The sequence below is a fragment of the Pseudomonas sp. KH_040 genome (assembly GCF_057839305.1).
Map to the genome: position 1 here is coordinate 4,625,636 of NZ_CM174487.1, position 9,365 is coordinate 4,635,000.

Consider the following 9,365-nt stretch of genomic DNA (forward strand, 5'->3'; position numbering starts at 1 on the left):
TACCTTTTCCAGCGAATTTGAATCTACAAGGACGAATCATGCCGCCATCCCTCGCTGAACGTTACCGCGGTGCTCTGCTCGGTCTTGCGTGCGGCGACGCTGTCGGTACTACGGTTGAGTTCAAACCACGGGGATCATTCCAACCGTTGACCGATATGATCGGTGGTGGCCCATTCCACCTCAAGCCCGGGCAATGGACCGATGACACCTCGATGGCGCTGTGTCTGGCGGAAAGCCTGTTGAACAAAAATGGTTTCAATGCTGCTGATCAAATGGGCCGCTACCTCAACTGGTGGCAATGGGGTTATCTGAGTTCGACCGGTGAGTGTTTCGATATCGGCATGACCGTCAGTCAGGCGCTGGCGCAATATCAACAAACCGCTGATCCCTTCGCCGGTTCGCCCGACCCGTACAGCGCCGGCAACGGTTCGCTGATGCGCCTGGTACCGGTGGTGCTGTTCTACTTTCCCGACGCCCGGCAAATCCAGAGCTTTGCCGCCGACAGCTCGCGAACCACCCACGCAGCACCTGAAGCCATCGAATGCTGCCAATTGTTGGCCGCGGTGATCGCCAGTGCGCTTGAAGGCGCGAGCAAAGCAGAACTGCGTCAACTGCCATTCGCCAGTTTCTCGCAGCCCAAGGTCGCTTCCATCGCGCGTGGTGATTATCTCAGCCTGTCCGAGACGGACATCAAGGGCAGCGGCTACAGCGTACAGTCGCTGGAAGCGGCGTTGTGGTGCTTTCATCACACGAACAGCTTCGAAGCCGCCATTTTGCAAGCCGCCAACCTGGGCAATGACGCCGACACCACCGCCGCGATTACCGGTCAGTTGGCCGGCGCCTATTACGGCGTGCGGGGGATTCCTGAACACTGGCTGGAAAAGCTGCACGACGGTGAAGAGATTGCGGCGACCGCCGACCGTTTGCTCGCGGCTTCCCGAATGCGCCCGCAAGAATAGACGCGACACAGCCGCTACACTGCTCGGCACTTACCTTCGATACAGCGAGATTTGACCATGTCCCCACGCCTGCTTCTGGCCCTGTCACCCTTTCTGTTGACTCCCCTCGCCCACGCCGCCGTCGACTGCGCGAATGCCAGCGATCAGGCGACGATGAATCAATGCGCCGGGGAGGACTTCAAAGCGGCGGACAAGGCGTTGAACGCGGTGTATCAGCAAATCACCGGGCGTTTGAAGGACAACCCGGATGGCAAGAAGCTGTTGGTCAGTGCACAACGGGCGTGGATCGGGTTTCGCGATGCAGAGTGCAAGTTTTCATCGTCCGGAGTTACTGGCGGGAGCGTTTATCCGTTGATCTACAGCAACTGCCTGACGAGCGTGACCAAGGTGCGGGTTGAGGCGCTGAAACAGTATTTGAAGTGTGAAGAAGGTGACATGAGCTGCCCGGTGCCGGGGGCCTGATTTTTGCGGCGGTGTTGAGGGATCTTTCGCGAGCAGGCTCTCTCCCACATCGGAATGCATTTCAAATGTGGGTTAACGCCCGTGCAATGCGTTGCGCGTGATCATGTTCTGCTCAGGCCGTTACGACTCGGCCCTGTGCACACTCGCGCACACGACAGGTGCACCACTGCGCAAACTTTCCTCAAGCAACTGAGGGGGACTGGTCGGTCAACTTGAAAAAGGTTCGCCGCTCGCGGGAAAACTTCATTACCGAAATCAAGTAAGCCCTATACGAGCGGGCGACTGAAGCATGCCTGTGGCGTGTGTCCCCGCTCTAATCAATCCCTGCCCCGTCATCGATACCAGCGCCCACCGAGTGGATCGCGCCCCTCCTCTGCTCTCGACTTGCTTCGAATTCGACAGCCTATCGACATTGAAATCCCCCAAAGCGAATGCACTGAAGATGCTGCTGTAGCCCCGGCACCTCGACACCAAGAGCGATCTTCACAAAATATGAACAATTTATTATTGCGATTCGATAATTTAACATCGAGAATTAGTCATTCCCAATGACACCGCAAGGATTTTTCATGAGTACTCGTAACAACGGATTGGCACTGCAACGCATGCATTGGGTCGGACTACTTGCAGCGATTCTTGTCTGGGTTTTGGGGGTGACCGAGGTTGGTGGCAACGCTTCGATCTGGTTCTTCAAAACGGATGAAATGCTCGCGGCTCTGCTCTACGCCTTCGCCGAAAACTCGCCGCAATTGCTTGATCCGTTTGTCGAAGGTGCGCTGCTTGCCCCTGACACATGGCTCTCGCCACTGGTCACTGCGCTGCTCGTCGTTCTGGATTTCCTGCCCGTTCTGCTTTCGACCTACGTACTCTGGCTGACAGGGTTGTTTTTCCTGCGCTTGTCCCGCGGCGAAACCTGGACCGAGCGCAACATCAAGCTGCTGTGGCGAGTAGGGATTCTGTGCATCATTTCTCCGGCCGCCTACCCGCTGGTAGAGACCTTGCAAGGTTTGACACTGTCGATTGATCTGCCACCTGGAGATCGCATTTTTCAGTTCTCGATCGGCCTGTCTTCCACTTCTGCCTACGAGATTGTCAAAGGCGTATTGCTCTGTTTGTTTTCAATTATCATGCGCGATGCAAAAGTACTCAGCGATGAGCAAAGCCAATACATATAGAACAATACAATGACCATTATCGTCCGCCTTGACGTTGTCATGGCCACGCAAAAAATTCGCTCGAAAGAGTTGGCCAGCCTGCTGGGCATCACCGAGGCCAATCTGTCATTACTGAAGAATGGCAAGGTCAAGGGCGTGAAGATGGCCACCCTGGACAAGCTCTGCGCAGCACTCGATTGCCAGCCAGGCGATTTGCTGGAATACCAGAAAGACTGAGCCTTGCGCAGGCGCGCAAGTTAATTGTCGCCAGTCCACACCGTTTAACTCTTATTCAATCCTTAGTTTATAAGGCGGCTTTGTCATGACCCGGTTTTTACTCTGCGCGCTGTTTTTACTGACAGCGTTGATCAGCGGCTGCGCCACGCAAATGGACGTAGCGCTAAATGCGACACCCGATCCGGACTATCATTTTGACCGAAAGGCGATTGTGCTGGTGACGTCTGCGAGTGGCAGCGACGAAAACGCTCTTAATGCCCGCTACTATCTTCGCGACATGGTTAACGCGCTGAAAGACAGGGGTTTCCAGGAGGTCTATACCGACGCCAGTCTGCCGAAGAACCATGCGCCGATAAAAATGACCGTCAGCCTCGATGTCGGCAGCCGACAGGTGACCTACCGCTATACCGCCACCGACTATGGGCAAGTGCCGACCAGCACCTCTACCGTGTGCAAGACCAGCAAGAAAAAAAACGACCGGCTGACCTGCACGAGTAAACCGAACACGACCTATGGACCGGTAGGGACCTCGGAGCGCACCGGTTACACCACGCTCAGCACCTTTGTTGCCACTGCCCGCGATGATGTCAGTAAGCGCCCGGTCTACCTGCTCCGCGCTTCGTCCTATAACGAGGACTGCCAATCCTCCAAGGTTGAAGACTTTCTAGTGGAACAAGGCTTGCAGAACCTGAACTTCGAGGACCGTCTGCAGCGCAATTACACCGTCACGATGCCCGAGGGTTACCGCTGCAAATAGGCTTTGCAGGACAGTTCACAGTACCGGCTCAGCTTGCATGAGCCGGTACTGTGAACTGTTGAAGGTTAAACGTGCGGGTCACCCGGCGCTTTGGTCGGCGCGGCGTACTGCGGCTTGAGATGGCCGTCCTGATCAAGCAGCCAGGCGTCCATGATCTGCCGCACCACAGGGCCTGCGACACGACCGCCAGCCTCGCCGTTTTCGATCATCACCGAAATCGCGATCTTCGGATGCTCCGCCGGGGCGAAGCCAACGAACAAGGCGTTGTCGCGATGGCGTTCCAGGGTTTTCTCGCGGTTGTATCGCTCGCCCTGCTTGATCGCCACCACTTGCGCGGTACCACTCTTGCCGGCGATGCGATATTGCGCACCGGCGGCGGCCGCACGCGCGATACCCCGGGCATCGTGCATCACCATCTGCATGCCGTGATTGACCTGCTCCCAGTCTCGCGGATCCTTGAGCAGGATGTTCGGCATCGGATGCTCATCGACCGGGGCGATGCCATCGACGGTTTTAGCCAGGTGCGGCCGGTTCCATACACCTTTGTTAGCGATCAATGCCGTGGCTTGAGCCAGTTGCAGCGGCGTGACCTGCATGTAGCCCTGGCCGATGCCGAGGATGACCGTTTCTCCAGGGAACCAGGCTTGCCGGCGGGTCGCACGTTTCCATGCTTGCGATGGCATCAGGCCGGGCGACTCTTCGAACATGTCCAGCGAGACTTTCTCGCCGAGGCCGAACATCGCCATGTAATCGTGCAGTCGATCGATACCGAGCTTGTGGGCCAGATCATAGAAATAGGTGTCATTGGAACGCATGATTGCCGCGTCCATGTCTACCCAACCGTCGCCGCTGTGATTCCAGTTGCGATACTTGTGATCGAAGTCCGGGAGCTGGTAATAACCGGGGTCGAAGACGCGGGTTTGCGGCGTCACAACACCAGCGTCTAGACCGGCGATGGCCACCTCTGGCTTGATCGTCGAGCCCGGTGCATAGAGACCGCGCAGTACGCGGTTGAACAAAGGCCGGTCGATCGAATCTCGCAGTGCCGAATATTCCTTGGAGCTGATACCGGTGACGAACAGATTCGGATCGAAGCTGGGATTGCTGACCATGGCCAACACTTCGCCGGTCGACGGATCGAGCGCTACCACCGAACCACGACGATCGCCAAGCGCGGCTTCGGCAGCTTCCTGCAGCTTGATGTCGAGGCTCAGGACGATGTTCTGACCAGGCACCGGATCGGTGTGTTTGAGCACGCGGAGTACGCGACCCTGGGCGTTGGTTTCGACTTCCTCGTAACCGACGTGGCCGTGTAACTGCGCTTCGTAGAAACGCTCAATGCCGGTTTTGCCAATGGATTGGGTACCGCGATATTCGACCGAGTCGAGGGTCTTGGATTCTTTTTCGTTGATCCGGCCGACGTAACCGATCGAGTGGGCAAAGTGCGCGCCAAGTGGGTAATGGCGGACGAACTGTGGCTCGACATCCAGACCGGGGAGGCGGAACTCATTGACGGCTAGTACGGCAATTTGCTCTTCCGTCAGCTCATAGAACAGCGTCACCGGCGTAAACGGGTGGCGGGACTGCTTCATGGCTTTATCGAAGACTGTGCGATCTTCTGCAGGCAGGTGCAGGAGATTGATGACCTCATCCAGTTCTTGATTGACGTCGTTAGCGCGTTCGCGGGTGATGGTCAGGTTGAAACTGGGGCGGTTATCGGCGAGCAACACGCCATTGCGGTCGTAGATCAAACCGCGTGTAGGCGGGATCGGCAAGACGTGGACGCGGTTGTTTTCGGAGATGGTCGAGTGATAGTCGAATTCCACCACCTGAAGGATGTACAGGCGCACGACCAGGGCGCAGCTGATGGCGAAGACGAACAAGGCGCAGGCGATCAGCCGTTTGTTGACCAGGCGCGTCTCTTTTTCGTGGTCCTTGATCGGGATGGGTTCAGGCATTTCTACAGCAACTCTTTGACATAAATGAGTGCCGATCCGTGGGCATGACATCAGTCCGTTAAAAAACGAGCTGCACCATACCAAAAACTGCCCGGTCATTTCAGAAGGAATTTCCCCAATGGCCGTTTCTTGCGACGGCTGGGACAGCGTTGTCCCGCGAAAACTTTTCTACAGGCAAAACAAAACCCCAACTGCTTTCGCAATTGGGGTTTCGGAATTTAATCTTGACGATGACCTACTCTCACATGGGGAAACCCCACACTACCATCGGCGATGCATCGTTTCACTGCTGAGTTCGGGATGGGATCAGGTGGTTCCAACGCTCTATGGTCGTCAAGAAATTCGGGTACTGAGTCGTGGCCTTGTGGCCTCGCTTCAGCAAATTGGGTATGTGACAGCTGGTGTTTTGTGAGTCTTTCGAACTTTCGGTTCGTTTCGTCTTCACACACCGCAATCTGGTCTCTTCGACGCAAATTGCTTGGGTGTTATATGGTCAAGCCTCACGGGCAATTAGTATTGGTTAGCTCAACGCCTCACAGCGCTTACACACCCAACCTATCAACGTCGTAGTCTTCGACGGCCCTTCAGGGAACTCAAGGTTCCAGTGAGATCTCATCTTGAGGCAAGTTTCCCGCTTAGATGCTTTCAGCGGTTATCTTTCCCGAACATAGCTACCCGGCAATGCCACTGGCGTGACAACCGGAACACCAGAGGTTCGTCCACTCCGGTCCTCTCGTACTAGGAGCAGCCCCTCTCAAATCTCAAACGTCCACGGCAGATAGGGACCGAACTGTCTCACGACGTTCTAAACCCAGCTCGCGTACCACTTTAAATGGCGAACAGCCATACCCTTGGGACCGGCTTCAGCCCCAGGATGTGATGAGCCGACATCGAGGTGCCAAACACCGCCGTCGATATGAACTCTTGGGCGGTATCAGCCTGTTATCCCCGGAGTACCTTTTATCCGTTGAGCGATGGCCCTTCCATACAGAACCACCGGATCACTAAGACCTACTTTCGTACCTGCTCGACGTGTCTGTCTCGCAGTCAAGCGCGCTTTTGCCTTTATACTCTACGACCGATTTCCGACCGGTCTGAGCGCACCTTCGTACTCCTCCGTTACTCTTTAGGAGGAGACCGCCCCAGTCAAACTACCCACCATACACTGTCCTCGATCCGGATAACGGACCTGAGTTAGAACCTCAAAGTTGCCAGGGTGGTATTTCAAGGATGGCTCCACGCGAACTGGCGTCCACGCTTCAAAGCCTCCCACCTATCCTACACAAGCAAATTCAAAGTCCAGTGCAAAGCTATAGTAAAGGTTCACGGGGTCTTTCCGTCTAGCCGCGGATACACTGCATCTTCACAGCGATTTCAATTTCACTGAGTCTCGGGTGGAGACAGCGCCGCCATCGTTACGCCATTCGTGCAGGTCGGAACTTACCCGACAAGGAATTTCGCTACCTTAGGACCGTTATAGTTACGGCCGCCGTTTACCGGGGCTTCGATCAAGAGCTTCGCGTTAGCTAACCCCATCAATTAACCTTCCGGCACCGGGCAGGCGTCACACCCTATACGTCCACTTTCGTGTTTGCAGAGTGCTGTGTTTTTAATAAACAGTCGCAGCGGCCTGGTATCTTCGACCGGCATGAGCTTACGGAGCAAGTCCTTCACCCTCACCGGCGCACCTTCTCCCGAAGTTACGGTGCCATTTTGCCTAGTTCCTTCACCCGAGTTCTCTCAAGCGCCTTGGTATTCTCTACCCAACCACCTGTGTCGGTTTGGGGTACGGTTCCTGGTTACCTGAAGCTTAGAAGCTTTTCTTGGAAGCATGGCATCAACCACTTCGTGTTCTAAAAGAACACTCGTCATCAGCTCTCGGCCTTAAGATCCCGGATTTACCTAAGATCTCAGCCTACCACCTTAAACTTGGACAACCAACGCCAAGCTGGCCTAGCCTTCTCCGTCCCTCCATCGCAATAACCAGAAGTACAGGAATATTAACCTGTTTTCCATCGACTACGCTTTTCAGCCTCGCCTTAGGGACCGACTAACCCTGCGTCGATTAACGTTGCGCAGGAAACCTTGGTCTTTCGGCGTGGGTGTTTTTCACACCCATTGTCGTTACTCATGTCAGCATTCGCACTTCTGATACCTCCAGCAAGCTTCTCAACTCACCTTCACAGGCTTACAGAACGCTCCTCTACCGCATCACCCGAAGGTGATACCCGTAGCTTCGGTGTATGGTTTGAGCCCCGTTACATCTTCCGCGCAGGCCGACTCGACTAGTGAGCTATTACGCTTTCTTTAAAGGGTGGCTGCTTCTAAGCCAACCTCCTAGCTGTCTAAGCCTTCCCACATCGTTTCCCACTTAACCATAACTTTGGGACCTTAGCTGACGGTCTGGGTTGTTTCCCTTTTCACGACGGACGTTAGCACCCGCCGTGTGTCTCCCATGCTCGGCACTTGTAGGTATTCGGAGTTTGCATCGGTTTGGTAAGTCGGGATGACCCCCTAGCCGAAACAGTGCTCTACCCCCTACAGTGATACATGAGGCGCTACCTAAATAGCTTTCGAGGAGAACCAGCTATCTCCGAGCTTGATTAGCCTTTCACTCCGATCCACAGGTCATCCGCTAACTTTTCAACGGTAGTCGGTTCGGTCCTCCAGTTAGTGTTACCCAACCTTCAACCTGCCCATGGATAGATCGCCCGGTTTCGGGTCTATTCCCAGCGACTAGACGCCCTATTAAGACTCGCTTTCGCTACGCCTCCCCTATTCGGTTAAGCTCGCCACTGAAAATAAGTCGCTGACCCATTATACAAAAGGTACGCAGTCACCCAACAAAGTGGGCTCCCACTGCTTGTACGCATACGGTTTCAGGATCTATTTCACTCCCCTCTCCGGGGTTCTTTTCGCCTTTCCCTCACGGTACTAGTTCACTATCGGTCAGTCAGTAGTATTTAGCCTTGGAGGATGGTCCCCCCATATTCAGACAAAGTTTCTCGTGCTCCGTCCTACTCGATTTCATGACTAAGAGATTTTCGCGTACAGGGCTATCACCCACTATGGCCGCACTTTCCAGAGCGTTCCGCTAATCTCAAAGCCACTTAAGGGCTAGTCCCCGTTCGCTCGCCACTACTAAGGGAATCTCGGTTGATTTCTTTTCCTCAGGGTACTTAGATGTTTCAGTTCCCCTGGTTCGCCTCTTGCACCTATGTATTCAGTACAAGATAACCATCTTATGATGGCTGGGTTCCCCCATTCAGACATCTCCGGATCAAAGTCTGTTTGCCGACTCCCCGAAGCTTTTCGCAGGCTACCACGTCTTTCATCGCCTCTGACTGCCAAGGCATCCACCGTATGCGCTTCTTCACTTGACCATATAACCCCAAGCAATCTGGTTATACTGTGAAGACGACATTCGCCGAAAATTCGAATTTCTCAATTAAGAGAACTCACAAATTTTACCTTAGCCTGATCCGTTACCAGTGAAAGTAACGTTCAGTCTATCTTTCTATCACATACCCAAATTTTTAAAGAACGATCTAGTCAAAGACTAGAAATCAACATTCATCATCACAGCGATGGAATGCTCATTTCTAAGCTTTCAAACTTCAGAAGCAGTAGTGGTGGAGCCAAACGGGATCGAACCGTTGACCTCCTGCGTGCAAGGCAGGCGCTCTCCCAGCTGAGCTATGGCCCCGTATTTCTACAGGCGTTTCCCACACAAAATTGGTGGGTCTGGGCAGATTCGAACTGCCGACCTCACCCTTATCAGGGGTGCGCTCTAACCAACTGAGCTACAGACCCAATTTCGAGCTACTAAGGCCGACCT

General features: G+C 54.5%; 6 protein-coding genes, 2 tRNA genes and 2 rRNA genes. 5 read left to right on the plus strand and 5 right to left on the minus strand.

The window, feature by feature from the left end; translation table 11 throughout:
- The first annotated feature begins 38 nt into the window (after positions 1-38).
- From AC3IUF_RS20510 to AC3IUF_RS20530, 5 genes are all read left to right on the plus strand, one after another.
- Positions 39-959 carry an ADP-ribosylglycohydrolase family protein gene (locus tag AC3IUF_RS20510; RefSeq protein WP_489279162.1) on the plus strand — a complete coding sequence of 307 codons (921 nt, stop codon included), beginning with the start codon at positions 39-41 and terminating at the stop codon, positions 957-959.
- Positions 960-1,016: 57 nt separating this feature from the next.
- A complete protein-coding gene (locus AC3IUF_RS20515) occupies positions 1,017-1,421 on the plus strand; it encodes a lysozyme inhibitor LprI family protein (protein ID WP_489279163.1) in 405 nt (134 codons plus the stop codon).
- 590 nt (positions 1,422-2,011) lie between these two features.
- The gene (locus AC3IUF_RS20520) at positions 2,012-2,596 is read left to right on the plus strand and encodes a hypothetical protein (protein ID WP_256588454.1); all 585 of its coding nucleotides are present in this window, start codon (positions 2,012-2,014) and stop codon (positions 2,594-2,596) included.
- A 9-nt stretch (positions 2,597-2,605) separates the two neighbouring features.
- On the plus strand, positions 2,606-2,812 hold the full coding sequence (locus tag AC3IUF_RS20525; RefSeq protein ID WP_007910409.1) for a helix-turn-helix domain-containing protein: 207 nt from the start codon (positions 2,606-2,608) through the stop codon (positions 2,810-2,812).
- Between the two features lie 85 nt (positions 2,813-2,897).
- Complete coding sequence (locus AC3IUF_RS20530; protein ID WP_447786489.1) at positions 2,898-3,569, plus strand: hypothetical protein; 672 nt, start codon at positions 2,898-2,900, stop codon at positions 3,567-3,569.
- A gap of 65 nt (positions 3,570-3,634) precedes the next feature.
- Here AC3IUF_RS20530 and mrdA read toward each other — a convergent pair whose 3' ends face one another.
- The 5 genes from mrdA to AC3IUF_RS20555 all read right to left on the minus strand — a co-directional run bounded on the left by mrdA (position 3,635) and on the right by AC3IUF_RS20555 (position 9,340).
- Positions 3,635-5,527 carry a penicillin-binding protein 2 gene (mrdA, locus tag AC3IUF_RS20535; RefSeq protein ID WP_489279164.1) on the minus strand — a complete coding sequence of 631 codons (1,893 nt, stop codon included), beginning with the start codon at positions 5,525-5,527 and terminating at the stop codon, positions 3,635-3,637.
- A 222-nt stretch (positions 5,528-5,749) separates the two neighbouring features.
- Positions 5,750-5,865 (minus strand): 5S ribosomal RNA (rrf, locus tag AC3IUF_RS20540).
- A gap of 151 nt (positions 5,866-6,016) precedes the next feature.
- Positions 6,017-8,910 (minus strand): 23S ribosomal RNA (locus tag AC3IUF_RS20545).
- 247 nt (positions 8,911-9,157) lie between these two features.
- Positions 9,158-9,233 (minus strand) — tRNA-Ala (locus tag AC3IUF_RS20550).
- 30 nt (positions 9,234-9,263) lie between these two features.
- Positions 9,264-9,340, minus strand: a tRNA-Ile gene (locus AC3IUF_RS20555).
- Positions 9,341-9,365 lie beyond the last annotated feature (25 nt).

Excerpts from the sequence above, each read along its gene's own strand:
- AC3IUF_RS20510 (WP_489279162.1), top strand. The coding sequence starts at position 39 with ATGCCGCCATCCCTCGCTGAACGTTACCGCGGTGCTCTGCTCGGTCTT.
- AC3IUF_RS20515 (WP_489279163.1), top strand. The coding sequence starts at position 1,017 with ATGTCCCCACGCCTGCTTCTGGCCCTGTCACCCTTTCTGTTGACTCCC.
- AC3IUF_RS20525 (WP_007910409.1), top strand. The coding sequence starts at position 2,606 with ATGACCATTATCGTCCGCCTTGACGTTGTCATGGCCACGCAAAAAATT.
- AC3IUF_RS20530 (WP_447786489.1), top strand. The coding sequence starts at position 2,898 with ATGACCCGGTTTTTACTCTGCGCGCTGTTTTTACTGACAGCGTTGATC.
- mrdA (WP_489279164.1), bottom strand. The coding sequence starts at position 5,527 with ATGCCTGAACCCATCCCGATCAAGGACCACGAAAAAGAGACGCGCCTG.